The following is a 24,188-nucleotide window of genomic DNA, read 5'->3' as shown; positions in this document are numbered from 1 at the left end:
TAAGTATCGAAGTGAGTGAGCATCTATGTTCGGCCTGATCGGGCACCTGACCAGCCTGGCCCACGCAAAACGGGTGGCAGATAAGCTGGGGTATTCCGAATATGCGGAGAGCGACCTGGAATTTTGGTGCATGGCTCCGCCTCAGGTGGTGGACGAGATCGTGGTGACCAGCATCACGGGCCAAAAAATCTATGGCCAGTACGTCGAATCCTGTTTCCTGCCGGAAATGCTGGCGGGGGGACGGGTGAAGGCGGCCTGTCGCAAGATTTTGAATGCGATGGCCTTGGCGCAGCGGCGCGGCTTGAACATCACCACCCTGGGAGGATTTAGCAGCATTATTTTCGAGAATTTTCGCCTCGACACCCTCAGGCGGGTGCGCAACATCGACCTGGAAATTCGGCGTTTTACCACCGGCAACACCCACACGGCCTATATCATCTGTCAGCAATTGCAGGCGGCGGCCCAGCGCTACGCCATGGATTTGGCAGCTGCCACAGTTGCCGTGGTGGGGGCCACCGGCGATATCGGTAGTGCCATCTGCCAGTGGTTGGTAGCCCACACTTCCCCGGCCAAATTGCTGTTGATAGCCCGCGAGCGGCGACGCCTGGAAGAGCTGCAGGCCAAACTTAAAAAAGGGGAGGTCTGTTCCTTGGAAGAGGCCTTGCCCCGCGCCGATTTCATCGTCTGGGTGGCCAGCATGAGCCAAGGAGTGACCCTCGATCCTCAGGTGCTTCCGGATCCCTGCGTGATCATCGACGGTGGCTACCCGAAAAACATCGCCTCCAAGTTGCAGCGCAAGGGGCTGTACGTGATCGACGGCGGCATGGTGGAACACTCTCTCGATATCGAGTGGAATATTATGCAATTTTTGAATGTGGCCAACCCGGCCCGCCAGCTCTTCGCCTGCTTTGCCGAGGCGATGCTCCTGGAGTTCGAGGGCCTGTACACCAATTTTAGTTGGGGCCGCAACTTGATCACCCTAGAAAAGCTGGATTTAATCGGGCAACTGTCCCGCAAGCACGGCTTCCGTCCCCTTATGCCCGAAGCCTAGGTTTAGCTGGGCTGACCCCCTGAAAAGCGGTAACTGAGAGGAGGGGCAATCTGAGACAAGGAGATCCCCGCCCTAGCGGGGGTAGGGATCTGGAATCGAGATACTCACGTCCAACTTTCCGGCCACAGGGCACCCAAAGAGTTTCCCCCACACCCAGAGATCTCAATCAGTTGAAAAGAACCCCAGAAACGCCGCGAGAGAGCCACCATGTCTCAATCTTTTACCGCCCACCTCTGGCAGACGATCGAGCCCATCTACCAACAGATCTTGGATCACCCCTTTAACCAAGAGCTGGCCGCAGGCAGCCTCTCGCGGCAGCGCTTTCAGTTCTATCTGCAGCAGGATGCTCTTTATCTCACCGATTTTGCCCGCGCCCTTGCCTTGATCGGGGCCCGTTCCGAGGGGGCTGAGCGGGTGGTGAGTTTCTTGAACTTTGCCCTGGGGGCCATTGTGGCCGAGCGCAGCCTGCACGAGAGTTACTTTCGCCTCTACGACATCCAGCCGGAGACAACCTACGCTCCTGCCTGCTTCGCCTACACCCGTTTTCTATTGGCTGCGGCTGCCTTGGATCCCTACGAGGTGGCCATGGCCGCTGTGCTGCCCTGCTTCTGGATTTACCGTGAGGTGGGATCCGCCATTTACCGCACCGCCAAGCCCAACAATCCTTATCAACAATGGATCGACACCTATGCCGGGGAAGAATTTGCCCAGGTGGTGCAACAGGCCCTGGACATCACCGACTCCTTGGCTACGCAGACCACAGCGGCGACGCGGGAGAAGATGACGGCTGCTTTTGTCACCGCCTCTCGCCTGGAATGGCTGTTCTGGGACAGCGCCTACCGCCTGGAAACCTGGCAGCCCGCCTGATCCCCGCCGGGCCTGGCGGCTCAGCAAGGTCGTCATGGCCATGGCATGTGGTTATGGTCCAACGCCAAGATGACCCGCACCTGGGTCAACAGCTCCAGCTCTTGTCTCAGATAGCCCAGGCAGGTCTTGGCTTCTGCGGCGGTGGGGCGGTTCTGCGGCGGCGCGCAGCGCATCACGGCTGAGATGGAGCAATCCCGCAATTGCAGGCCATCTTCCCGGTGCAGAGAGATGGGTTGATTGGCAAACCTGGCCCGGCGCAGAGCGCGAAATAGCCAATCCCCGCTGGGATCCCCCGTAAACACCCGCCCGGTGCGGTTGCCCCCATGGGCTGCCGGCGCCAAGCCGATCACCCACAGCCGCGCCTGCACATCCCCAAACCCCGGCACCGGTCGGCCCCAGTAGAGCTGGTCACAAAAACGGGCCACCTTTTGCTGGGCAACCGCCTCTCGCCAAGCCACCAGGCGGGGACAGCGGCGGCAAGCGACGATCTCAGCCTGTAGCGCCGCCCAGGGCTGGTGATCCGCCAACGCCTCACTCTTCTTCTCCCTCATCCTCCGTCGGCTCGTCAACGGGGGTGGAGTCGTCGATGAGCTGGTCGTCATCCAAGATCAGGCGAGGCGGCAGCTCTGGCAGCACAACAGGCTCCTCCTCTTCCTCCGGCTCCGGTTCTGGCGCCATCTCCTCGTAGGTGCTGAAGCCCGTGCCCGCCGGGATCAAGCGCCCGATGATCACGTTCTCCTTCAGGCCCCGCAGCCAGTCGGACTTGCCTTCGATAGCCGCCTCCGTCAGCACCCGCGTGGTCTCCTGGAAGCTGGCCGCCGAGATGAAGCTGTCGGTGTTCAAGCTGGCCTTGGTGATCCCCAGCAGAACGGGCGTGTACTTAGCCGGCGCCCCGCCGGTGATGGCCATGGTAGCGTTGGTCTGCTGGATTTCCCGCAGCTCCACCAGCTCGCCGGGCAACAGGACGGTGTCGCCGCTGTCGTCCACCCGCACCTTGGAGGTCATCTGGCGCACCACAATCTCGATGTGCTTGTCGGCAATCTCCACCCCTTGCGAGCGATAGACGTTCTGCACCTCGTTGACCAGGAAGCGCTGCACCTCCCGCAAGGCTAGCCGTGCCGCTTGGTCGTCGCCCAAGGTTTGGCGATGGTACTCAAAGTAGATCTCCAAGAGGTCGTGGGGGTTGGCCGGGCCGTCGGTCAGCGGATCCCCCACCTGTACCGGCTGGCCATCGACCACGATCAGGTTTTGCCCCGGCATCACCGAATACTCGGTAACCGTACCATCGGCTTCGATGACCCGCAGATCCGGCTCTTCTCCTCGCCAGCTCAGTTGCACCGTGCCGGGCCGCTTGGCCAGAACACACATTTCCTTGGGCTTGCGGGCCTCCAACAGCTCCTCGATCCGCGGCAGACCCTGGATGATGTCCCCCGTCTTGGCCCGCTCAAACACCAGGAGGGCCAAAGAATCCCCCCGCTGCACCAGATCCCCATCCCGCACCTGCAGAATGGCACCCGCCGACACCAAATAAGGCCGCGCCAACCGCAACACCACTTGGCCATCGGCGATCTGCATCACTTGCCCCGACTCGGGGGCAGGGATCCCCGGCGCCAGCTCGTCGCCGGCCCGCACCAGCGCTCCCACCTCGACGCTGGCTTGGCCCGTCAGAGGCACCGTCAGCAGGTCGTCGTCGGTAACCACCAGAACCCGTCGCACCACCTCCGCGCCCTGGCGGATCCCCTGCACGATCCCGGCTTTTTTGGCCTGAATCTCGGTGCGGGCGATAACACCCCCCCTGCCGATACTGTCTCCTTCGCTCACCAACAGCCGCGTGTGGGTACTCCCCTGGGTTAGATCCGCCTCCACGTCTCGGCGCAGGAGCAGGGTTTCCAAGATCACCAGTTGCAGGCGACGGATACTGGGATCCTTCTCATCTTGGATCAGTTCAATATCGGCCTTCAGTTGCGGGGCGTCGGTATCGATCTCCAGCACCAGTTGTGTGCGCAGCAGTTCTACCGGCCCCACCGACTTCACCCGCTCCCCATCCTTGAAGGGAACGCGCTGCACCGCCCGCAGGCGAATGGAGCGGCCAGACTCGCTGGTAGACTCTTGGCTGGGCACCACCGGCCGGTCGGGGATCTCGTACTCGTACACCGGGCGCAGCAGCAGGCCTGGCCCTTCAGGCGTCTCCACCTGCTCCAGATAGACCAATCGGTCAGGGACGATGCTGCTGAGCAGCTTCTGGCCCGGCTGGATTAGCGTGCCGGTGGGTATTTCCAGGTCGGCGGGGTCGTCCACCAGATGCAGGGATCCGGGCTTGATGACGATCTCCCGCAGGATGTCGTTTTTCTGGATAACCTCGACGACGCCAGCATTTTGGCAGAAGATGTCCTTCACCACCTCGGTGCCGGCTTCTACGTACTGGCCATCCTCCACGTTCAACAGGGAGATGTCCTTGTTCACCTCGTGGGTCTCCTCCGGGATCCACAGCAAGGTGCCGCCCCGGATGACCTCATAGCCCTGCTTCGCCTTGCCCCGCCGGGCCACCTCGACACCGGCAAACTTCACCAGGCCGCCCGTCTGGGTGCGGAAATTGTTCTCGATCAGCTCCGCCACTACCTCGTCGTTGCCCACTTTGGTGCCCGGCGTGGCCTTGAGGACAAAGGTCTGGCCGCTGGCCGTATCCAGCAAAAATTGCTCCCGGCCCTGGTGGGATTCCACCCGCACCCGCGCCTCGTGCAACACCACCGCGGCGTTGATGATCTCCACTTCGCGCCCACTTTTGGTGTCGCTGCGCTCCGGCAGCCGCACGATGCCGCCGTGCTCGGTTACCAGCGAGGTCTCAGCGATCACATCCCCCGCCTGCACCCGATCCCCGTTTTTCACCGCCGGCTCGGCCCCCGGCGGCAGGTTGTATACCTGGCCGGACATCACCCAGATCAACCCTTGCCGCTGCGCGGTGCAGGTGGTGTTGCCCTGGCGGTCGGTTTTCTCCTCTATGGGCAGATCGGCAAAGCGGATTTCCCCCGCCAAGTCGGCCACCACCTCCTTCTGGGCTTTCTCGGTGCTCTTGCGCACGGCCTTGGCTACAGTCACTTCCGCAATCAACTGATCCCGCTGCACCTGGACCCCGTCCCGCACCAGCAGAGTGGATCCCTGCGTCATGTCGAAGACTTCCCGTTGTCCGTCTGGCCCTTCCAGGACAATTTGGTTGTTCGCTTCTAGCTGCAGGGCATCGTCGCCGTGGCGGGTGCGGAAGGGGCGGGTGCGCAGATTTTTCGGGAACCGCACCACGCCAGCAAAGGGGGCGCGAATTTGGCGGGCCACCTCCCCGGTAAACACACCTCCCGTGTGGAAGGTGCGCATGGTTAACTGGGTGCCCGGCTCCCCAATCGATTGAGCGGCGATGATCCCGACCGCCTCCCCCAGATCCACCAGCCGGGAGTGGGCCAGGCTCCAGCCATAGCACATCCGGCACACCGATCGGTTGGCCTCGCAGGTGAGGGGAGAACGCACCATCACCTGCCGGATGCCGGCCTCCACAATGGCCTTGGCCAAGTCGTGATCCACCTCTTGGTTGCGGCGGGCAAGGATCTCCTGGGTTTGCGGGTGCACCACATCCCGCGCCAGCACCCGGCCCACCAGGCGCTCCTCCAGCGACACCACCACCTTGTCCGCATCCATCAGGGGTTCCAGCAGGATCCCTTGGTCGGTGCCGCAGTCGGATTCCCGCACGATCACATCCTGAGACACGTCCACCAAACGGCGGGTCAGGTAGCCAGAGTCGGCAGTGCGCAAAGCCGTGTCCACCAAGCCCTTGCGCGCCCCGTAGGAAGAGATGATGTATTCGGTAACCGTCAGGCCCTCGCGGAAATTGGTTTTAATCGGCAAGTCGATGATCTCCCCCTGCGGGTTGGCCATCAGGCCGCGCATGCCCACCAACTGCCGCACCTGCGAGACGTTCCCCCTCGCCCCCGAGTTGGCCATCATGTACACGGAGTTGAGGGGATCGTTCTGGCGGAAGTTGCTGAGCATCTCCTCCTTAATCTGGTCGTTGGTCTGGTTCCAGGTATCGATCACCTTTTGATAGCGCTCCACCTCGGTGATCTCGCCGCGGGTGTAGCGCTCCGTGGCCGCCTCGATCTCCGCTTCTGCCTGGGCCAACAACTGCCGCTTGCTGGGTGGAATGCGCAGATCCTCGATGCTGATGGAAACGGCAGCCTGGGTGGCGTATTTGAAGCCCAGGGCCTTCAGAGCATCCGCCATCTGAGCGGTGCGGGCGGTGCCGTAGCGAGCAAACGACCAGGCAATCAGATTGCGCAGCTCTTTTTTGCCGATTTGATAGTTGCGAAAGGGTACAGGGGGCGGCGGGGTCTTGGCCTTGGCGCCATCGGCGGCCTGCCGGACTAGACCGGCGGAAAAGCGTCCTTTTTCGCTCATAATGCCTCGGTGATAACTCTGACAGTTCTGGACAAGGGGGCAGGGATCCCAGCTACCCATCGACAAGGGCAACGTCCACAGGGGCAGCCTCAAGCAGACAAAATATCTTGCACCGTTTTGTTGAAGATGATCCGGCCCGCCGTGGTGCGAATGTATTGGCTGATCACGTTGCCGTCCCGATCCTCGCGGATGCGGCGGTAGTTGGTGATCTTGAGGCGGGTGCCGCCCGGCTCCTCGATAATCTGAGGCTCCGACTCTTTTTCCTCTTTGCCCAACTCCATCGGGCCGCTGTAGCGCACCCAGATTTTGCTGTGCAGGCCGATGACGCCGCGGTCGTAGGCGATGAGGGCGTCCTCCAGGCTGGCAAAATAACGATCGCCAAGGTCGGGGGCGTGGGGATTGTCCGCCGTCAGATAGTAGCACCCCAACACCATGTCTTGGCTGGGAGTAATAATCGGAGCGCCTGTGGCCGGGGAGAGGATGTTGTTGGTGGCCAACATCAGCAAGCGTGCCTCCGCCTGGGCTTCCAAGGAGAGAGGCACATGCACCGCCATCTGGTCGCCGTCGAAGTCGGCGTTGAAAGCCGGGCAGACCAAGGGGTGGAGCTGAATCGCCCTCCCCTCCACCAGGATCGGCTCAAAAGCCTGGATCCCGAGGCGGTGCAACGTTGGGGCACGGTTGAGCAAAACTGGGTGGCCGTCGATTACGTCCTCCAGCACGTCCCAAACCTGCGGGTCATTGCTCTGGATCAGCTTTTTGGCGGCTTTGATGTTGTTGACGATGCCCCGCTTGATCAACTTGTGGATCACAAAGGGCTGGAACAGCTCGATGGCCATCTCTTTGGGCAAGCCACACTGGTGCATGCGCAGGTTGGGCCCCACCACGATCACCGAACGCCCAGAGTAGTCCACCCGCTTGCCGAGCAGGTTTTGCCGGAAACGCCCCTGCTTGCCCTCAATGATATCGGAGAGGGACTTGAGGGGACGGTTGTTGGCCCCCACCACCATGCGCCCCCGCCGACCGTTGTCGATCAGGGCGTCCACCGCCTCCTGCAGCATACGCTTCTCGTTGCGCACGATGATCTCCGGCGCCATGATCTCCTGCAGCCGCGCCAGGCGGTTGTTGCGGTTGATCACCCGACGGTAGAGATCGTTGAGGTCGCTGGTGGCAAAGCGCCCCCCATCCAACTGCACCATCGGGCGCAGATCGGGCGGGATCACCGGCAGCACCCGCAGCACCATCCACTCTGGCCGGGCTCCCGTGGCGATGAAGTTGTCGATCACGCGCAGCCGCTTGATTAGGCGCGCCCGCTTCTGGCCGCGGGCGCTGGCGATCTCCTCCCGCAACTGCTCCGCCTCTTTTTCCAGGTCGATATCCTTGAGCAGGCGTTCGATGGCCTCCGCCCCGATCATGGCCCAGTTCTCCGGCAGTTGCAGCTCGGATCCCTCCTCGTACATCTGATCCTCGATCTCCAGGTATTGATCCTCGGTCAGCAACTGCTTGTAGGAGAGGTTGGGAGCGTTGCCCGGATCCACCACCACGTAGGCGTTGAAGTACACCACCTGCTCCACGTCCCGCAGCGGCATGTCCAACAGCGTGGCGATGTGGCTGGGGATCCCTTTCAGGTACCAAACGTGGGTGACCGGGGCGGCCAGTTTGATGTAGCCCATACGATGGCGGCGCACCCGCGACTCGGTCACCTCCACCCCACAGCGCTCGCAGACAATGCCGCGATGCCGCACTCGCTTGTACTTGCCGCAGTGACACTCCCAGTCCTTAACCGGCCCGAAGATGCGCTCACAGAAGAGACCATCCATCTCCGGCTTGAGGGTTCGGTAGTTGATGGTCTCCGGCTTGGTGACTTCTCCCACCACTTGGCCGTTGGGCAGGGTGCGCTGGCCCCACTCTATAATCCGCTCCGGAGAAGCCAGCCCAATCTTGACATAGTCAAAGCGTTGCTCCGTTTTGGCCATTGCCGTTGTTCTCCTGACTTGCTGCCCTAGCAACTACAAAGGAAGGGGAGAGGAACCCCACCCCTCCTCTCCTGAGCCGAATGGGATCCCTGGCATCAATCAAAAATCGTCCTCTTCCTCCCTGTCTTCGTCTTCCTCGCGGCTGCGCCTGGCTAAGGTAAAGGTTCCTCCTGCCGCTGGAGAAAGATCCTCGGATGTAACGGATTCATAAGTGGGCCGCGAGGGGGTGTGGCGGCTGGAGACATCGGCCATCAGATCCACCTCCACATCGCGGGTCTGGCCGTCGCTGTCCACCTCCACCTTATGGACAGACACGTCCAGGCAGAGGGACTGCAGCTCCCGCACCAACACCTTGAAAGATTCCGGCGTGCCGGGTCGAGGGATGGGCTTGCCCTTGACGATGGCGTTGAGGGCCTCGTTGCGCCCCACCATATCGTCCGACTTGACGGTGAGCAGCTCCTGCAAGATGTAGGCCGCTCCAAACGCCTCCAAAGCCCACACCTCCATCTCGCCAAAGCGCTGGCCACCCTGCTGCGCCTTACCCCCCAGGGGCTGCTGGGTTACCAGCGAGTAGGGACCGGTAGAGCGGGCGTGGATCTTGTCGTCCACCAAATGCACCAGCTTCAGCATGTAGGCACGGCCCACCGTAACCGGCTGGTCGAAAGGCTCGCCAGTGCGACCATCGAACACCTGGATCTTGCCGCAGTACTTGCCTTCTGGGTTGAAGATCCAGTCTTTGCCGGTTTTTTCACGGGCCTCCCGCAACTTGGCCTCCACCGTCAACCGCGAGGCTTCCAGGCCGTGCATCTCGTCGAAGGGCATCAGCTTAAAGCGCACCCCCAAGTGTTCTGCCGCCCAGCCCAGGAGGCACTCATACACCTGGCCCACATTCATGCGGGAGGGAACCCCCAAGGGGTTGAGCACCACATCCACCGGCGTGCCATCCGCCAGGTAGGGCATGTCCTCGATCGGCAAGATGCGGGAGATGATGCCCTTGTTGCCGTGACGGCCCGCGATCTTGTCCCCCACTTGAATTTTGCGCTTGAGGGCGATGTAAACCCGCACCACCATGTTGGCGCCCGGAGGCAGCTCGTCCCCCTGCTCGCGGGTAAAGATGCGTACATCCACCACCCGTCCGCGCTCGCCGTTGGGCACCCGCAGCGAGTTGTCGCGCACGTCGCGAGCTTTCTCGCCGAAAATGGCCCGCAACAGCCGCTCCTCTGGCGGTTGATCCGACTCCCCTTTGGGAGTGACCTTGCCCACCAAAATATCGCCGGCTTCCACCCAAGCCCCAATGCGCACAATGCCGTTTTCGTCCAGGTTGCGCAGGGCATCTTCCCCCACGTTGGGAATCTCGCGGGTGATCTCTTCCGGCCCTAGCTTGGTCTGCCGGGCTTCGATCTCGTACTTCTCGATGTGTACCGAGGTGAAGACATCATCGTAGACCAGCCGCTCGCTGATCAAGATGGCATCTTCGTAGTTGTAGCCCTCCCAGGGCATGTAGGCCACCAAGACGTTTTGGCCCAAGGCCAGCTCGCCTCCCTCGGTCGCCGGGCCGTCCGCCAGCACCTGCCCGGGCACCACCCGATCCCCCGCGTAGACAAGAGGGCGCTGGTTGAGACAGGTATCTTGGTTGGAGCGCTGGTACTTCTGCAAGCGGTAAACAATCGGATCCCCGCCGTCGTCTGGCCGCACCACGATTTCGTCGGCGGAAACATAGGTCACCACGCCACTGGTGCGCGACACCACCACCATGCCAGAGTCCCGCGCCGCCTGGGCTTCCAAACCCGTGCCCACATAAGGCCGATCCGGCTTGAGCAGGGGCACCGCCTGCCGCTGCATGTTCGCCCCCATCAGGGCGCGGTTGGCGTCGTCGTGCTCCAAAAAGGGGATCAAGGAGGTGGCCACCGAGATCACTTGCACCGGCGACACCTGCACGTAGTGCACCTCGCTGGGGTGGGCGGTGGTAAATTCCTGGCGGTAGCGCACCGGCACCAAGTCGGCGGTGATGCGGCCTTCGGCATCCACCGGCACATCCCCCGGCGCCACGCGATACTCGTCCTCCTCGTCGGCGGTGAGGTAGACCATCCCCAGATCCTTGCGCACCACGCCGTTTTCGACCCGGTAGTAAGGGCTTTCGATGAAGCCGTACTGGTTGACGCGGGCGTGGGTGGCCAGGGATCCGATCAGCCCGGCGTTGGGGCCTTCCGGAGTTTCGATGGGGCAGATGCGCCCGTAGTGGCTGGGGTGGATATCCCGCACGGCAAAGCCGGCCCGCTCCCGGCTCAGGCCACCGGGGCCCAAGGCCGACAGCCGCCGCTTGTGGGTCAGCTCCGCCAGCGGGTTGGTCTGATCCATGAACTGGGAGAGCTGGCTGGAGCCGAAGAACTCCTTGATGGCCGCCACCAAGGGCTTGGGGTTAACCAGCGAGGCCGGGGTGAGGTTCTCTGACTCGGAGACCGTCATGCGCTCGCGGATGATCCGCTCCAGGCGGTTGAGGCCCACCCGTACTTGGTTTTGCAAGAGCTCGCCCACCGAGCGCACGCGGCGGTTGCCCAGGTGATCGATGTCGTCCACATGGCCGATGTCGTACTCCAAGTTAATCAGGTAGTCGATGACGGCCAAGATGTCCGTGACGGTGAGCACCCGCACATTTTCCGCCACGTTGAGATTGAGCTTTTTGTTGAGCTTGTAGCGCCCTACTCGGCCCAGGTCGTAGCGCTTGGGATCGAAGAAGCGGGATTCCAACAACTGCTGGCCGCCGGAGACGGTGGGAGGCTCGCCAGGCCGCAGCTTGCGGTACAGCTCCATCAGGGCCTCTTCTTCGCTGTAGTGCCCCTCTTTTTCCATGGTTTTTTGGAAAAATTCGGGGTGGCGCAGGCTGTCGTAGATCTCCGAGTCGCTCAGGCCCAAGGCCTTCAGCAGCACCGCCGCCGAGAGCTTGCGGGTTTTGTCGATGCGCACCCACACCAGGCCGTTTTTGTCGGTCTCAAACTTCAGCCAGGCGCCCCGGTTGGGGATGAGGCTGGCGCTGTAGGTGCGCCGACCGTTTTTGTCCAGCTCCGACTTGTAGTAGACGCCGGGGCTGCGCACGATTTGGTTGACGATCACCCGCTCGGCGCCGTTGATGATGAAGGTACCCCGATCCGTCATCAAAGGCAGCTCGCCGATGAAGACGTCCATGTCCTTGATCTCGCCCGTCTCTTTGTTAATCAGGCGAGTGGGCACCCGGATTTGCGCTTGGTAGGTAGCATCCCGTCGCTTAGCTTCCTCAGGGTCGTAGCGCGGCTTGTTGATCTTGTACCCTTTGGAGGGATCCCCAGGGCGGTACTCCGGCAGAAAGTGCAGCTCCAGCTTGCCTGTGTAATCGACGATAGGGGAAAAGCTGAGGAGCTCCTCTTCAAACCCTTCTCGCAAAAACCACAAAAAACTCTCCCGCTGAATCTCTACCAGGTCAGGCAAGGTAGGAGCGGCAGGGGATGGCACTGCTAATTGTGTCATGCGTTGCTCGGCAGGGGTTGCGCTGCAGTCAGGTCTCTAATTATAGAAACCCTGCCAACGATCGTCAACGAACGTTACAAGGGCCGCCGGGTTATCCGGGAAGTTTTGGCAACGGCCCCTGGGATCCCAGCCAAGCTGCCAAGCCAGGGGCGATCCCCAACCTGCCTTAAGGATTGTTCACATCCATTCACACTTAAGCAGATTATTCTAATCATTGACCGTTGGGAAGTCAGCCGCTGCTCCGACTCCGCTTGCCGGTCGTCAAAGGGCTTGGAAAAGTGGGGTGGGCCTGGAGGCTAGGTCAAGTCGTTGGAGGGCGCGCTCAGCCTGGTGGAGGTCTGGTCTGCGTCGTTCCCCGGCAGGATCCACATCCATTCAGATGAGAAGGGGTTGAAGTGGGGTTACACAGCCTCTGGGGCCAGGGCGACCTTTATTGATGTTTTTGAAAACAGCTCACACAAGCAGCCGTTTTTGGCGAGGAGGATTTTGTGAGTCAAAGTCTGCAACAAAAACACCAGCATGCCAGCCTCTCGGTTCAGTTGCGGGAGGGCACCAAGCAGTCCCACACCATGGCCGAGAATATGGCCTTCATCAAGTGCTTCCTCAAGGGAGTGGTGGATAAAAAAGCCTACAGCCGCTATGTGGGCAACTTTTACTTTGTCTACAGCGCTCTGGAAGAGGGCTTTGCCCAATTGCGAGAGCACCCGCTGGTGGGCCGGCTTTACTATCCCGAATTGTGGCGCAGGGCCAGCCTGGAGAAGGACTTGAATTATTTTGTCGGCCCCAATTGGCGTGCCGTGGTCAAGCCCTCTCCCGCTTGCCAGGTCTATGTCAACCGCATTCGAGAAGTGGTGGAAAAAGACCCGGTTCTGCTGATTGCCCACGCCTACACCCGCTACATCGGCGACCTCTCGGGCGGCCAGATCCTGAAAAACATCGCCCGCCGGGCCATGGGCCTGCCGCCGGGGGAAGGAACGGCCTTTTACGATTTCGAGCAGATCCCCCACGAGGGCAAGTTTAAGCAGCGCTACCGCGCCCAGTTGGACGCGCTGGAGCTGGATCAGGCCACCATCGAGCGCATTGTGGCGGAAGCCAACTACGCCTTCAAGCTCAACATGGACTTGTTCAAGGAATTGGAGGGCAATTGGCTGCTATCCATGGCCCGCTTGGCCTGGAACTCGCTTCTCAGCCAGTTTCGGCGCCCGTCCGCCCGCTCTGAGGCGGCTGCCCCCACCTCCTGAGCCACACCTCTTTGCGGCGAAACAGGGCGTTCCTGGCCTCCCCATCCCCCCTCTCCCTCAGGGGAGAGGGTCCGAGGGTGAGGGATTAGTCGCATCCGAGGGTGTCGCGGGTGGCCCGCCCGGTGACGGGGTTAACGCCGCTGGCCCGTTCGCAGAGGATGGCAAGGGCATCTTTGCGGATCAGGGCGTTGGTGAAATCCGCCCCCTCGATCTCGATCCCTTCCACCCGCGCCAGCCACATCATGCTGTCCTGCAGTTGGGCTTCCCGCAGGTCGGCACCTTGCAAATTGGCCATGTCCAAGGTGGCGCCGCGCAGATCGGCCCCCCGCAGGTTGGCTCTGCTGAGGTTGGCTCCAAACAGATTCGCCCCTGCCGCTTTGACATGGCTGAGATCGCTTTGTCGCAGGTTGGCCTTGAGAAATTTCCAGCCGCTCAGGTCTTGTCCGGCAAAGTTCGCCCCCTGCAGATCCCGCTTGCTGTAGTCTTCTGCCCAGGACGGGGATCCCAAGAGGGCGACACCCAGGCACAGGATCAGCCCGCAAAACACCGCACCCCGCAGGAAAGGGGTCAGCCAGGACAGTCTCACCAAACCAGAAGCCGGCCAAGCAACAGACATCGCAGATCCCTCCAGGAAACCTCCACGGCTTTGGGATTGCTCTTACTTTTATCCTACCGGATGGGGATCCCGCCGGCAGATTGGGCTAATTTGGGCTTTTATAAGCTGAGTCCCAACTGGCGAGGGGGGGACAGGGATCCATGTCCACAGTCGAGGTCTTCAATGCGCAGCAGATAGCGGAGCTGATCGACGCTCTGGCTACAGCAATTGCCAGGGATCACCCCCACCTGGACAGGCTGGTGTTGATCGGCATTCGCACTCGCGGCGTCCCCTTGGCCTACCGCCTGCGGGATCGCATCGCCACCGGCTTCGGGAGCCCACCGCAGGTAGGAGAGCTGGACATCACCTTCTTCCGAGACGACCTGGGCTCCGGCGGCCTGCGCACTCCCAATCGCAGCGAGCTGCCGCGGGATCTGACCGGCCAAGAAGTGGTGTTGGTGGACGATGTGCTCTTCCGGGGTCGCACCGTCCGTGCGGCTCTGGAGGCTCTCAACCACTTTGGGCGACCGGAGCAAGTGCGCCTGGCCGTGTTGATCGACCGCGGCCACCGCCAGTTTCCCATTCAACCAGACTACTGCGGTCACAAGCTAACCACGGCCCCTGAGCAGATCGTCAAAGTGCACCTGCGGGAAACCGACGGCGAGGAGCGGGTGTTGTTGATCGACGCCAAACTTGAGGAAAACAGCAGAGAGTGAGCCTGAGACGCCCCTGGGGTGCGGTATGGTGGGGATAATCTGCCGACTTTTGCCGCTATGGCTGTCTTGCCGGAAACCCGTCGCTACGCTGTCTTGGGCACAGGCGCCCTGGGAGGGTTTTACGGGGCAAAACTGCAACAGGCTGGCTTCACGGTGCATTTTCTCTTGCACAGCGACTACGACCACGTGCGCCAGAAAGGGCTGTGGGTAGAGTCCTGCTGGGGCGACTTTCACTTACCCCAGGTAAATGCCTACGCCGCCGTGGAGGAGATGCCCGTCTGCGAAGGGGTGATCGTGGCCCTGAAAGCTACCCAAAATCACCTCCTGCCACGGTTGCTGCCGCCTGTGCTGGCGGACAACGGCGTGGTGATCCTGCTGCAAAACGGCCTGGGGGCGGAGCCGGAGATTGCCAACTGGGTTGGCCCTGAGCGGGTGATCGGCGGGCTGTGCTTTATCAGCTCCAACAAAGTCGGCCCCGGCCACATCTGTCATCTGGATTATGGCTCGGTGCTGCTGGCGGAATACGGCCCCGGCTATGCGCCCCAGGGGATCACGCCTCGCCTTCAACAAGTTCAAGCAGATTTTCAGCGGGCCGGGATCCCGACCTCTCTTTCTCCGGATCTGATGTTGGCCCGCTGGCAGAAGTTGGTCTGGAACATTCCCTTCAACGGCCTCTCGGTGATCTTCAACGCCGATACCCAGCAAATGATCCGCGACCCTGAGGCCCGCGCTTTGGCGGAAACGCTGATGCACGAGGTGATCCAGGGGGCTGCCGCCTGTGGCCGCCACCTCCCGCAGACCCTGATCTCCGAGATGCTGGCCAGCACCGAGAAGATGGCCCCCTACCGAACCAGCATGAAGATCGACTACGAGCGCAAGCGTCCCCTGGAACTGGAGGCTATTTTTGCCAACCCGCTCCGCTATGCCCAGCAAGGCGGGATTCAGATGCCGCGGGTGGAGATGCTCTACCGGCAGTTGCAGGTGTTGGATCGCCTCAATCGAGGGATCCCGGCCTGAGGGCAAGCTTTTTCCTTCTCCTGCGGCTAGACTCAGCCGCAGCGGAGCGCTGCGCTGGCTTCATGCCTCTAGGATCCACCCACGATCGCATCACCCTCTGGACAGCTCCCGGCGTCACTTTGGCAGCCGGCCTGTTGGGCAACAGCGCTGCCGTAGCTCTGGCCGTGGGATCCGCCTATCTCTTCAGCGGCCTGATGTTTTCCGGGGATCTGGACACTGACTCTCGCCAGTATCGCCGCTGGCTGTTCCTGCGCTGGATTTGGCTCCCCTACCGCCGCTGCCTGCAACACCGCTCCTTCTGGTCCCACGGGCCGATCGTCGGCACTGCCCTGCGCGTGCTCTACCTGGGCCTGTGGGTGGCGGGGGTGGGCCTGCCGGGGGCTTGGCTGGGATCCCGCCTGGGCTGGTGGCAGTGGCGGCCCTGGGCCTGGCGCAACCACCTCTGGCAAGGGTTGCATGCGCACGCAGAGACGCTGCTTTGGGTGGGCATGGGGCTGGAGCTGGGTTCGCTGAACCACAGCCTCAGCGATTGCCTGGTCTCCCGCTGGCGACGTTGGCGCAGACGCCGTCGAAGAAGGGGATCCCCCCTTGCCAGGTATGGGCAAAAGTTAGGCTAGCCAGAGCCGTCTAAGAGACAACCCCGCTGGCCAGGGATCCCGGCAGCAGCTTGTGGCCCGATCCGGTAAGCTGAGTGGGGCAGAAGCCCTTTCTTCTGAGATCTGTGCATCCGGGTCGTAGCTATCGCCGCCTTTTTCCCTTCATTCGGCCCCACCTGTGGATGTTGCTGCTGGGGCTGGCCTGTACCCTTGGCTTTGTCCTCACTATGCCTGCCCTCGCCTACTTGATCGAGTGGGTGGCCCGCTCCATCGGCGCGGGGGATCTGGGGCAACTGCGGATCTTGGCCTTGATCGGGGTGGTGTTTTTTCTGGTGCGCGGCGCCTTCCAGTACGGCCAGGACACCCTTATGGCCAAGGCCTCTTTGCAAATGGTATTGGAATTGCGGCAACGGCTCTACGCCCATTTGCAGGGGTTGGATGTGGACTACTTTTCCGGCAGCCGCACCGGCGACCTGGTCTACCGCCTCACCGGCGATCTGGATCGGGTGGGCGAAGTGGTGCAGCGCTTTTTCCACCGCTTCATCCCCAGCGTGCTCACCATCTTGGCGGTAGTGGCCTACCTGTTCTACCTCAACGGCATCCTCACCTTGACCACCCTGGTGATTGCCCCCCTGATGGGCGCCTTGATCAGTTGGTTTGGGGAGCGGCTGCTGCTGCGCTCCCGCCTTAACCAGGAGAGCATGGCCGACCTGTCCTCCCTTCTGACGGAAGCCTTTGCCGGCATCAGCCTCACCCGCGCCTTTGCTGCCGAGGACTACGAGATCCGCCGCTTCAGCGCCATGGCCGAGAACAACCGCCTGGCCCGCTTCCAAACCGAACAGGTTAAAGCTATCCAAGACCCGGTGGTGGGCTTTCTGTACGCCATGAGCGTGTTGGGGGTGTTTTGGGTGGGGGGCTGGCAGATTAGCAAGGGCAACCTGACCGGCAGCCAGTTTCTTGGCTTTATTGCCGGGGTCGCCATGCTGATCGACCCCATTGTCCACATCACCAACAACTACAGCGAGCTGAAACAGGGGGAAGCCTCGGTGGAGCGGATCTTCGAGCTCTTGGATACCCGCTCCCGCGTGCGGGAGCTGCCCGGCGCCCGCCCCATGCCGCCCATTGAAGGCTGGGTGGAGTTCGAGCAGGTTTCCTTTGCCTACAAACCAGATCAGCCGGTGCTCAAACAGATCAGCTTCCAGGTGGCCCCCGGCGAGATTGTCGCCCTGGTGGGATCCTCCGGCGCCGGCAAATCCACCCTGGTCAACCTGATCCCGCGCTTCTACGATCCCCAGGAAGGCTGCATCCGCATCGACGGCATCGACATCCGCACCGTCACCCTCAAGAGCTTGCGCCGCCAGATCGGCATCGTGCCCCAGGAGATTACCCTGTTTTCCGGCACCATCGCCAGCAACATCGCCTACGGCCAAGAGGACTTTGACCTGGAAGCAGTGCGGCAGGCGGCCCGCGTGGCCAACATCGACAGTTTCATCGAGAGCCTGCCCGATGGCTACGCCACCCGTGTTGGAGAACGCGGAGTTACCCTCTCCGGCGGCCAGCGGCAGCGGTTGGCCATTGCCCGCGCCGTGTTGCTCAACCCCAAGATCTTGATCCTGGACGAGGCCACCTCTGCTTTGGATAACGAGTCTGAGGCCTTGGTGCAGGAAGCTCTGCAGCGGTTGATGCAGCGCTGCACGGTTTTTGTGATCGCCCACCGCCTTTCTACGGTGCGCAGCGCCCATCGCATTTTCGTCCTCGAGCAGGGGCAACTGTTGGAGGAGGGCAATCATCGCGAGTTGCTGAGCAAGGGGGGGCGCTACGCCCAGTTCCACTGGCGCCAGTTCCAGTAGCTTCTACAGCCCCCACGCTTGCCGGAAGGGGCGATAGAACGCCGGATCTGGGGGGGCGCCCCCCGCAACTCCACAGATGGCCGCCGCAAACTCCACCGCCCGTTGCAGCAACACCGCCTCCGGCCATCCTTGCAGCAGGCCCAGGATGGCCACCGCGCTAAACCCATCCCCTGCCCCCACCGTATCCACCAGCCGCGGCACCGGCACCGGCTCCCCCCGATACACCCCCCTACCGGTGAACAGGAATGCACCTGCCGCCCCCAGCGTTAGGAACAAGCCCCTCAGGTTCAACCGCGCCCGCAAGGCCTGCCCCTGTTCCTCCACCTTGCCGGCGGGGATGCTTTCTAACTGCACCACCTGCTCCAGCTCCTCTTGGTTCAGCTTCAGCCAAGCGCAGGTGCGCAGCATTTCCCGGACGGGGCCTGGGCGCCACCAGGGATCCCGCAGATTGAGGTCCAAAAACACCGGACAGCCCAAAGTGGGAAGGGTCTCCTGAAAATGGCGATGGGCTGCTTCTCGACGCGCCGCCAAGCTGCCCCGGTAGATCAGGCTGGGGCGGAGGGCTTGCAGAGCTGCCCTGTCCAACTGGATGTAGTCGTAGGCTTGGTCGGGCAAGATGGCGAAGGTCGGAATCCCCTCCCCATCCAGCGTGACCCGGACTTGGCCGGTGGGGTGAAGCGGATCCCGCTGCAGCCCTTCCAGACGCAGCCCCTGCCGCCGCAGCGCCGCCAACAACTGTTCTGCCGCCTCATCTTGGCCGACGCGGCTGAGCAAGACGGGATCGGATCCTAGCCCTTTGAGGTTCCAAGCCACATTCAAAGCCGCACCGCCCAGCACCACCTTGTCTGGGAAACAATCGAAAAGGGTCTCCCCCACAATCAGGGGGAGGCCAGAGGTCACTCCGAGGGAAGCCATCCTGGCCTCTCAGGCAGCAGTCGAGCCGTGCTGCTCCAAAATTTGCCGGTAAGTGTTGCTGCGGAACCAGCGCTCAATTTCCCGAGCTCGCAGCACCGGCAGCGGGTGGGTGCGCCCAATGGTCTGCATCTGCTTCAGCTCAAGCTGCCAGAGATCGTCGTCCAGCTCCTCGTAGGTGCGGGCCTGCTCCAGAAAAGCATCCACATTGAGCTTGGCGGCCAACTGCGGCGAGCCGCCGCACAGCTTCATTAGCACCGAGATCACCGTTCTTGCGTCCTGGGTAACCAGCAGCGCCGCCCGGTCGCAGGTAAACTCGGCACAGCGCAGCCAGTGCAGCAGTTGATCTTGCAGCGCTTGATAGAAGAGCCCACCGAAGGGGAGCAAACTGGTCGAGAGCATGAGAAGGTTGGCCATCGTCAAGTAGACGCCGTGGTTGCACTTGAGGTGGCCCAGCTCGTGGGCGATCACGGCTTGAATTTCCGGCGGCTCCAGCAAGTCCAGCAGGGAGCTGTGCAGGACGATAAAGGGCTTTTTCCCCTGCATGGCAAAAGTGTAAGCGTTGGGCACGGGATTTTGGCGCACGTAGAGCTGGGGCACTTCCAGATCTAGAATGCGACAGGCCTGCACCAGAAGCTGGTGAATTTCCGGCAACTGGTGCTCGTTGATTTGAATGCTCGAGGCGATGTTATCCAGATAAAAGATCTCCCCTGCCGTCGAGCCGAGCAAATTCTGAATCAGCAGGCCCAGCCCCGGCACCTGCTGCAGAGAGCGGGTTGCCTGCAGATCCACAGGATGGCGAAAATGGTCAGCCCGCAGGCCCAACAGGATGCGGGGCTGGCGGGGAAGGGTTGGCGTGGATGGTGTAGAGGACATAGGAGGCCGTAGAAAAACGCTTAGGGTCGCAACTCGTAGGGCACAAACTGAGGCAGGCGGTTTAACAAAAATAGCCGCTCCGGCGGGGGATCCGGCAGCACCGGCTGATAGGAAAACCCCAGGGGATCCTCCCCAAAAGGGATCTGCCAATAAACGACATGATTCCCGATGCACGGTCCACCGGTAACCAGCCGCCCATTATCGGCGATAGAGCCGCTGCTGGCTCTCCGCCGAGTCTAGGGTCTTCTGTAGCCGTCGCGCCAAATCCGCCGGTTGAGAAGTGGCGTAGGCCTCTGCATCCACCGGCGTCACTGTCGACGGCAGTTGCCCATTGAGAAGAGTATGGGCTGGCAGAGGAGCCACCAAGGGATCCGGAGTGGGAGGAGCAGGGATCTCCAAACCGACCTGGGGCTGGGAGCTGCTGGCCTGCAGCAAAATCTCCTCCAGACGTTGCTGCACCAGACGCAGATGGGCAGAGGCAGCGGGAGTGGGCAGGGTGAAAACCGGTTCGTCCCCCACCCGCAACTCCCCTTGGGCAAAGCTCAGGTCGCTCCCAGAAGTGCCGCTCAAGAGAAAAATCGTTGCCCATCTCGCCGCCGCCTGGTTTAGCATCGTTGCTTGCCCTTTGGCGCTCTTGTGCCCCTGAACACCTATCTAGGGTTTTGCCGATCTTTATGCGGGACCTCCCGATCTTAGCCGCTACCCTGGAAACATCCCTTCTGGTCATGGGCTGAGCCACCTTGTCGTCGTTTTGAGGTCGTCATGCGGATCCCGACTTCCACCTATCGCATTCAGTTTCACGCTGGATTTGACTTCGAGGCAGCGCGGCAAATTGTCCCCTACCTGAAGTTGCTGGGCATCAGCGATCTATATGCTTCCCCCATCTTTCAGGCCCGCAAGGGCAGCACCCATGGCTACGACGTCGTGGATCCCAGGCAGATCAACGTGGAGTTAGGGGGGAGTGAAAAGTTTGAACTCTTGTGGGAAACCCTCAACCAGCAGGGAATCGGCTGGATCCAAGACATCGTGCCCAACCACATGGCCTACGACGGCCAAAACCAAATGCTGATGGATGTTTTGGAAAGCGGGCCTAACTCAGACTTTATCGACTACTTTGACGTGAATTGGGATCACTCCTATCTGGGGATCAAGGGCAGAATCCTTGCTCCCTTCCTGGGCGACTTCTACAACAAGTGCCTGGAGTCAGGCCAGATTCAGCTACGCTATGATGCCGACGGCCTGAGCATTAACTACTACAACTTAAGATTTCCTCTCAATATTGACACCTATGCCGATGTTTTTACCTATAACCTGGGCAAGTTGCGGCGGAAACTAGGGCGCAGCCACCCCGACTATGTCAAACTACTCGGGATCCTCTTCAGCCTCAAGTTTATTCCTAGCAAAGAGGATCTCCTAGAGCGCACGGATCAAATTAGCTTTGCCAAGCACTCCCTCTGGGAGCTCTACACCTCTAGCCCGCATATTCAAAGCTTCTTTGACGAGAACATCGCCATCTTCAACGGCAAGCCCGGGGATCCCTCCAGCTTTGACTTGTTGGACAGCCTTTTGGCACGGCAAAACTTTCGCCTCTCCTTTTGGAAGGTGGGTGCTGAGGAGATTAATTATCGTCGTTTTTTTACCATCAACGATCTGATCTCGCTGCGGATGGAAGATCGCGAAGTATTTCGCAAAACGCATCAGCTCATTCTCAAGCTCGCAGAACAGGGGCGCTTCACAGGTTTACGCATCGACCACATCGATGGCCTATTTAACCCAGAGGAGTATCTCCACCGTCTGCGAGAACGCTGTCCAGATCTCTACATTGTGGTAGAAAAAATACTAGAAGCTAATGAGAAGCTACCTCAGCAATGGCCAGTTCAAGGCACAACGGGTTACGACTTTTTAGCTAAGCTTAATGGCATCTTTTGCCAATCGGAGAATGCAGAAGCCTTCAGTGCTCTTTATCAAGATTTCACCAACCTGCAACAGTCACCAGAACAGGTTATCGAAGATAAAAAACGGCTGATTATCGAGCGCAACCTGGCAGGGGACATGGACAACCTTGCTTTTTTGCTCAAGCAGATTACCAGCCATCACCGCTATGCCAATGACTTCACCCTCTACAGCTTGCGCCGAGCCTTGGCAGAGGTTTTGGTGTGTTTCCCAGTTTACCGAGTCTACATCCACGAAGGGATCCTCAGCTCAGAAGGTCAACAGGCCGTCCGCCAAGCTGTAGAGAAAGCTAAGGAGAACCTGCCCATTTTGGTTAACGAGCTGAATTTCCTGCAGCGCTTTCTCTGCCTTGAGTTCCCCGAAAACGTCTCAGAGGAAGAGAAAAACGAGCAAATCTACTTTGCCATGCGGCTGCAACAGTTGGCTGGCCCTCTCATGGCCAAAGGGGTAGAGGATACGGCCTTCTACGTTTACAACAGGCTGCTATCCCTGAACGAAGTAGGTGGGGATCTATATCGTTTTGGCATTTCTGTCCAAGAGTTCCATCGCTTTAACCAAGAACGAGCAGCCCAGTGGCCCTTCTCAATGAATGCTTCCTCCACCCATGACACCAAACGCGGCGAGGATGTGCGGGCCCGCCTGAATGTGCTCTCGGAACTCCCCGCTGAATGGGAGAAGCACATTAAACTCTGGCATGAGTTGAATCTTGGCTACAAAGTTCGCAGCAAGCAAGCGAAGCGTTCGGAGCTGCCCGATCGCAACGACGAGTATTTTCTTTATCAGACTTTGATCGGCTCCTATCCTTTTCAACCAGAGGAAGTTCCTACCTTTATCCAGCGAGTTAAAGACTACGCCATTAAAGCAGTTCGGGAAGCTAAGGTTCATACTGCTTGGCTTCGCCCCGATACCGAATACGAAGAAGCTACCCTTGCTTTCATCGATCAGATCCTGCGGCCCTCAAGCCCCTTCTTGGAGTCTTTCCTGCCCTTTCAGCGCAAAATTGCCCACTTTGGCATCTTTAACTCTCTCTCTCAAACCCTGCTGAAGCTCACCAGCCCTGGGATCCCGGATATCTACCAGGGCACGGAGCTGTGGGATCTCAGCATGGTCGATCCCGACAATCGTCGGCCTGTGGACTTTTCCCGCCGCCTGGCTTACCTCGAAGAAATTCAACGGCGAATCAAGCAGGATCCCCTGCAACTTATCCAAGATCTTCTGCTTCACCGCCACGACGGCCGCATTAAGCTGTTTCTCATCCATCAGGTGCTAAAGGCCCGTCAGGAACAGCCGCAGCTATTTCTGGAAGGCAGTTATATTCCCCTGCAGGTGAGCGGCTCCTATGCCAACCATGTCATTGCTTTTGCCCGTCAGCACGACAAACAAGTCGTCCTGGTGGTGGCGCCCCGCTTCCTAACCTCCCTAATTTACCAGACGCAGGATCCCTTGGGGGACGCTGTTTGGAAAGACACAGAAATTCAGCTGCCGCGCTGGAAGCGGCTGGAGTGGGTCAATGGCCTCACCCAAGAAGGGATCCCTGCCGGCGACACCTTGTCGGTGGGCGCCGTCCTCAAGTCTTTTCCCGTGGCTCTACTGTGGGGGCAATCTCGCTGAGGAACCTAGGGAGCCGCTGCTGCGGCAGGAGTCAGGGCCTGGAAGTTGACAATGCGGGCAAACTCTTGGGGATCGAGGCTGGCCCCTCCCACCAGTACACCGTCAATCTGCGGCTGGGCCATCAGCTCGTCGATGTTGCTGGCTTTGACCGAGCCACCGTAGAGGATGGGCAGGTGGTCGGCGCCCAGATGCTGGCGGATAAGGCCGATGACGCGGTTGGCCTCGGCGGCTGCACAGGTTTTCCCCGTGCCAATGGCCCAGATTGGCTCGTAGGCAATCACGAGGTTGCGCAGATCGATCCCCGGCAAGGCGCGATCCAACTGTCCCACAATCCAAGACTCGGTCAGGCCTTGCTCCCGCTGTTGCAAGCTTTCCCCCACACAGAGGATGGGGGTGAGCCCGTGCCGCTGGGCCGCGGCCAAGCGCCGGTTGACGGTTTCATCGGTTTCGCCAAAGTACTGCCGCCGTTCGCTGTGGCCGACGATAACGTAGCGCACCCCCAGCTCTGCCAGCATGGGGCCGGAGATCTCTCCCGTAAACGCCCCTTGATCCTCCCAGTGCAGGTTCTGGGCTCCCACAGCCATGCCGGATCCCCGCGTTTCTTCTACCACCACGGCCAGGTCTGTGAAGGGCACGCAGAGAATGATCTGCCGCTGCGGCCTCACCCCTGCAGACGAGGCTTGCAGGGCTGGACGAAACTCGCGCAGAAACTGGCGAGCCTCAGCCTGAGTCTTGTGCATTTTCCAGTTGCCGGCAATGAGGATGGGGCGCAAGATGGATCCTCCCTAAGCGACACAACGATGTAGTCAACCGCTGGGATCCCGAGCCTGGGGGATCCCGAGCTTTTTTCGTATGTCACAGTGTATCAGCAAGAGGTTTCAGAAGAGGGCGAGGGAGCATGACTCTAGTCAATGATATGCTGGACTATACTGAAAATAATGCCCAGTATGTTCAGTATGGCTGCTTGGTATGGCTAGGTATGTAAAACC

General features: G+C 60.6%; 17 protein-coding genes. 8 read left to right on the top strand and 9 right to left on the bottom strand.

Annotation, left to right across the window (positions count from 1 at the left end; all coding sequences use genetic code 11):
* Positions 1-25: 25 nt before the first annotated feature.
* A complete protein-coding gene (locus ACVWXC_RS01900; RefSeq protein WP_011429322.1) occupies positions 26-1,051 on the top strand; it encodes a long-chain acyl-[acyl-carrier-protein] reductase in 1,026 nt (341 codons plus the stop codon).
* 207 nt (positions 1,052-1,258) lie between these two features.
* A complete protein-coding gene (tenA, locus tag ACVWXC_RS01895; protein WP_011429321.1) occupies positions 1,259-1,918 on the top strand; it encodes a thiaminase II in 660 nt (219 codons plus the stop codon).
* A gap of 32 nt (positions 1,919-1,950) precedes the next feature.
* On the opposite strand, the gene ACVWXC_RS01890 is transcribed toward tenA, so the two are convergent.
* The 4 genes from ACVWXC_RS01890 to rpoB form a co-directional block, all read right to left on the bottom strand.
* Positions 1,951-2,469: a uracil-DNA glycosylase gene (locus ACVWXC_RS01890; RefSeq protein ID WP_414388773.1), complete on the bottom strand. Its 519-nt coding sequence runs from the start codon at positions 2,467-2,469 to the stop codon at positions 1,951-1,953.
* Positions 2,450-6,358, bottom strand: coding sequence for a DNA-directed RNA polymerase subunit beta' (locus tag ACVWXC_RS01885; protein ID WP_457390790.1), 3,909 nt, complete (start codon positions 6,356-6,358; stop codon positions 2,450-2,452). Before ACVWXC_RS01885 ends, ACVWXC_RS01890 begins: the two co-directional genes overlap by 20 nt.
* 89 nt (positions 6,359-6,447) lie before the next feature.
* Entirely contained in the window at positions 6,448-8,331 is a 1,884-nt protein-coding gene (locus tag ACVWXC_RS01880; protein ID WP_011429318.1) for a DNA-directed RNA polymerase subunit gamma, read from the bottom strand.
* Between the two features lie 99 nt (positions 8,332-8,430).
* Positions 8,431-11,832, bottom strand: coding sequence for a DNA-directed RNA polymerase subunit beta (gene rpoB / locus ACVWXC_RS01875; RefSeq protein ID WP_099812488.1), 3,402 nt, complete (start codon positions 11,830-11,832; stop codon positions 8,431-8,433).
* Between the two features lie 488 nt (positions 11,833-12,320).
* Here rpoB and ACVWXC_RS01870 point away from each other — a divergent pair, with 488 nt between their 5' ends.
* A complete protein-coding gene (locus ACVWXC_RS01870) occupies positions 12,321-13,073 on the top strand; it encodes a biliverdin-producing heme oxygenase (RefSeq protein WP_276307359.1) in 753 nt (250 codons plus the stop codon).
* An 85-nt stretch (positions 13,074-13,158) separates the two neighbouring features.
* Here the strand turns inward: ACVWXC_RS01870 and ACVWXC_RS01865 are convergent, their stop codons facing one another.
* The gene (locus ACVWXC_RS01865) at positions 13,159-13,689 is read right to left on the bottom strand and encodes a pentapeptide repeat-containing protein (RefSeq protein ID WP_099812490.1); all 531 of its coding nucleotides are present in this window, start codon (positions 13,687-13,689) and stop codon (positions 13,159-13,161) included.
* Between the two features lie 140 nt (positions 13,690-13,829).
* Between ACVWXC_RS01865 and pyrR the strand changes: the two genes are divergently transcribed.
* The 4 genes from pyrR to ACVWXC_RS01845 all read left to right on the top strand — a co-directional run bounded on the left by pyrR (position 13,830) and on the right by ACVWXC_RS01845 (position 17,847).
* Entirely contained in the window at positions 13,830-14,384 is a 555-nt protein-coding gene (pyrR, locus tag ACVWXC_RS01860) for a bifunctional pyr operon transcriptional regulator/uracil phosphoribosyltransferase PyrR (RefSeq protein ID WP_011429314.1), read from the top strand.
* A 57-nt stretch (positions 14,385-14,441) separates the two neighbouring features.
* Complete coding sequence (locus ACVWXC_RS01855; protein WP_011429313.1) at positions 14,442-15,401, top strand: putative 2-dehydropantoate 2-reductase; 960 nt, start codon at positions 14,442-14,444, stop codon at positions 15,399-15,401.
* 62 nt (positions 15,402-15,463) lie between these two features.
* Positions 15,464-16,018, top strand: coding sequence for a metal-binding protein (locus ACVWXC_RS01850; protein ID WP_011429312.1), 555 nt, complete (start codon positions 15,464-15,466; stop codon positions 16,016-16,018).
* A gap of 104 nt (positions 16,019-16,122) precedes the next feature.
* On the top strand, positions 16,123-17,847 hold the full coding sequence (locus tag ACVWXC_RS01845) for an ABC transporter ATP-binding protein (protein ID WP_011429311.1): 1,725 nt from the start codon (positions 16,123-16,125) through the stop codon (positions 17,845-17,847).
* Positions 17,848-17,850: 3 nt separating this feature from the next.
* Here ACVWXC_RS01845 and ACVWXC_RS01840 read toward each other — a convergent pair whose 3' ends face one another.
* The 3 genes from ACVWXC_RS01840 to ACVWXC_RS01830 form a co-directional block, all read right to left on the bottom strand.
* The gene (locus tag ACVWXC_RS01840; RefSeq protein ID WP_041438075.1) at positions 17,851-18,762 is read right to left on the bottom strand and encodes a PfkB family carbohydrate kinase; all 912 of its coding nucleotides are present in this window, start codon (positions 18,760-18,762) and stop codon (positions 17,851-17,853) included.
* A gap of 9 nt (positions 18,763-18,771) precedes the next feature.
* Positions 18,772-19,635, bottom strand: coding sequence for a M48 family metallopeptidase (locus tag ACVWXC_RS01835; protein ID WP_011429309.1), 864 nt, complete (start codon positions 19,633-19,635; stop codon positions 18,772-18,774).
* Positions 19,636-19,833: 198 nt separating this feature from the next.
* The gene (locus ACVWXC_RS01830; protein ID WP_099812491.1) at positions 19,834-20,247 is read right to left on the bottom strand and encodes a hypothetical protein; all 414 of its coding nucleotides are present in this window, start codon (positions 20,245-20,247) and stop codon (positions 19,834-19,836) included.
* A 150-nt stretch (positions 20,248-20,397) separates the two neighbouring features.
* On the opposite strand from ACVWXC_RS01830, the gene treY reads away from it, so the two are divergent.
* Positions 20,398-23,199, top strand: coding sequence for a malto-oligosyltrehalose synthase (treY, locus tag ACVWXC_RS01825; protein ID WP_099812492.1), 2,802 nt, complete (start codon positions 20,398-20,400; stop codon positions 23,197-23,199).
* 5 nt (positions 23,200-23,204) lie between these two features.
* On the opposite strand, the gene tpiA is transcribed toward treY, so the two are convergent.
* Entirely contained in the window at positions 23,205-23,972 is a 768-nt protein-coding gene (gene tpiA / locus ACVWXC_RS01820; RefSeq protein ID WP_011429306.1) for a triose-phosphate isomerase, read from the bottom strand.
* Positions 23,973-24,188: the final 216 nt, after the last annotated feature.

This window comes from Thermostichus sp. OS-CIW-20 (genome assembly GCF_054061455.1).
Note: the sequence above shows the minus strand (reverse complement) of the source record. Positions and strands in the feature narration are given on the sequence as shown.

What these genes read in the sequence shown, in the direction of transcription:
- treY (WP_099812492.1), top strand. Translation starts at nt 20,398, where the DNA reads ATGCGGATCCCGACTTCCACCTATCGCATTCAGTTTCACGCTGGATTT.
- rpoB (WP_099812488.1), bottom strand. Translation starts at nt 11,832, where the DNA reads ATGACACAATTAGCAGTGCCATCCCCTGCCGCTCCTACCTTGCCTGAC.
- pyrR (WP_011429314.1), top strand. Translation starts at nt 13,830, where the DNA reads ATGTCCACAGTCGAGGTCTTCAATGCGCAGCAGATAGCGGAGCTGATC.
- ACVWXC_RS01900 (WP_011429322.1), top strand. Translation starts at nt 26, where the DNA reads ATGTTCGGCCTGATCGGGCACCTGACCAGCCTGGCCCACGCAAAACGG.
- ACVWXC_RS01885 (WP_457390790.1), bottom strand. Translation starts at nt 6,358, where the DNA reads ATGAGCGAAAAAGGACGCTTTTCCGCCGGTCTAGTCCGGCAGGCCGCC.
- ACVWXC_RS01840 (WP_041438075.1), bottom strand. Translation starts at nt 18,762, where the DNA reads ATGGCTTCCCTCGGAGTGACCTCTGGCCTCCCCCTGATTGTGGGGGAG.
- ACVWXC_RS01850 (WP_011429312.1), top strand. Translation starts at nt 15,464, where the DNA reads ATGCCTCTAGGATCCACCCACGATCGCATCACCCTCTGGACAGCTCCC.
- ACVWXC_RS01880 (WP_011429318.1), bottom strand. Translation starts at nt 8,331, where the DNA reads ATGGCCAAAACGGAGCAACGCTTTGACTATGTCAAGATTGGGCTGGCT.
- tenA (WP_011429321.1), top strand. Translation starts at nt 1,259, where the DNA reads ATGTCTCAATCTTTTACCGCCCACCTCTGGCAGACGATCGAGCCCATC.
- ACVWXC_RS01865 (WP_099812490.1), bottom strand. Translation starts at nt 13,689, where the DNA reads ATGTCTGTTGCTTGGCCGGCTTCTGGTTTGGTGAGACTGTCCTGGCTG.
- ACVWXC_RS01835 (WP_011429309.1), bottom strand. Translation starts at nt 19,635, where the DNA reads ATGTCCTCTACACCATCCACGCCAACCCTTCCCCGCCAGCCCCGCATC.
- ACVWXC_RS01890 (WP_414388773.1), bottom strand. Translation starts at nt 2,469, where the DNA reads ATGAGGGAGAAGAAGAGTGAGGCGTTGGCGGATCACCAGCCCTGGGCG.
- ACVWXC_RS01830 (WP_099812491.1), bottom strand. Translation starts at nt 20,247, where the DNA reads ATGCTAAACCAGGCGGCGGCGAGATGGGCAACGATTTTTCTCTTGAGC.
- ACVWXC_RS01855 (WP_011429313.1), top strand. Translation starts at nt 14,442, where the DNA reads ATGGCTGTCTTGCCGGAAACCCGTCGCTACGCTGTCTTGGGCACAGGC.